Below are 561 nucleotides of genomic sequence, written 5' to 3' on the forward strand. Positions count from 1 at the left end.
CGGCCGCGCGGGCGGCCCGTGCCGCCCCCGCTTGGACCGGCGACAGCACGAGCGCCGCCGGCACGCCAACCTCTCGCCCGGGGCCCAGCGCCGGTGCACCCACGCGCACGAGCAGGGCGCAGGAACGGCTTTTGCCCATGGCCAGGCAGCGGGCGCAGAATGCGCAGCGCGCGGCGCCGCACGACGCGCAGGTTGGCGTCTCTTGAAGCGTCTCCTCCTCCCCGCAGCGCAGGCACCGCCCCGCCGGGCGCCCTGTGTGGCCCCAACGCAACAGGCGGGCCAGCTTGCGCCTCCATCCCCGCGGCGGTTCCTCCCCTACGTGGGCAACGCCCGGCACGAGTTCGGCCCGCCCCTCCAACACCAGCCACTGCACCGCGCCCAAAAGGTGCCGCTCGCGGAGCGGCGCGCGCCACGCGGCGGCAAGCAGCGGATGGGCCATCGCCCACTGGACGGCCCGAACCCCGTCGCCGCGCGCGACCGCCGCCTTGCCCCACAGGTCGCCCCACGCGCGCCGGTCAGCGAGCGCCATGAGCTCCGTCCACAGCAGGCTGCGCCCGGCCA

At 77.0% G+C, this 561-nt stretch carries 1 pseudogene; it reads right to left on the reverse strand.

What is annotated here, in order from left to right:
- A pseudogene (locus tag IEX61_RS12265) lies at positions 1–561 on the reverse strand (hypothetical protein); the annotation flags it as partial.

Origin of the sequence: Calditerricola satsumensis, from assembly GCF_014646935.1 — a bacterium.
GTDB classification, from domain to species: domain Bacteria; phylum Bacillota; class Bacilli; order Calditerricolales; family Calditerricolaceae; genus Calditerricola; species Calditerricola satsumensis.